General features: G+C 45.9%; 1 protein-coding gene. It reads right to left on the reverse strand.

Translation table 11 applies throughout. From position 1 onward, the window contains the following. Window positions 1-264: 264 nt before the first annotated feature. Window positions 265-492, reverse strand: a complete 228-nt coding sequence (locus PG881_RS23960) for a helix-turn-helix domain-containing protein (protein WP_059169915.1) — start codon at window positions 490-492, stop codon at window positions 265-267. Window positions 493-686 lie beyond the last annotated feature (194 nt).

The following is a 686-nucleotide window of genomic DNA, read 5'->3' on the forward strand; positions in this document are numbered from 1 at the left end:
CTGAGCGCGCCAGCGTTTGTGCCAAATCCGCTTGTCTTCAGCTTCAGACGTCGCTGTTGTGTAGCCAAACATGGGGGTCTTTCGTCGACTTCGGCTCATTTTTTTACCTCATCTCAGGGGGGATGAAAATTTATCCGGAGTATCGATGGGAAAGTGCATATTGATGAGGTGAGGAAGGCTGGGATGGTCAGATTGACTACCACGTCACCGTTCCCCTGACCTCGTTAAACCAGACCTTTTGGGTTCTCTCGTAAGAGTCTTTTGTTACATTCCACCGAGATTCTCGGGAGGGTGACCCACCACTTCAAACAAATCACCAATCTCAATTCTTAAATGGTGGCATAACTGTTCTATTACTTCTAACTCCACTCGCGTTGCCGTCTCATTGTAGAGACGATGCAAAGTGTTTCGATTGATACCCGTATCTCTGGCAACTTCGGCAACTTTGAGTTTCCGTTCACCCAAAATTCGGGATAGATGGCACTTAATCATCACTCCTCCATAGAAAAAAGACCTGCAGGATGGCAAAAATCGTTGCACTAACGATTTGTGGTGCTAAAATCCCTCCTGTGGTGCATTTGTTTTTTTTGAAGAGAAAAAAGAGAGGATATGATTATGGCATACACCTACCTGACAACAGAAGAGCTCTCTGCTCGCATCAAGTTCGATCCACGTACTATCCGCAA

It is taken from the genome of Aeromonas sp. QDB54, from assembly GCF_027707385.1.
Classification (GTDB): Bacteria; Pseudomonadota; Gammaproteobacteria; order Enterobacterales; family Aeromonadaceae; genus Aeromonas; species Aeromonas hydrophila.

What these genes read in the sequence shown, in the direction of transcription:
- PG881_RS23960 (WP_059169915.1), bottom strand. Translation starts at nt 492, where the DNA reads ATGATTAAGTGCCATCTATCCCGAATTTTGGGTGAACGGAAACTCAAA.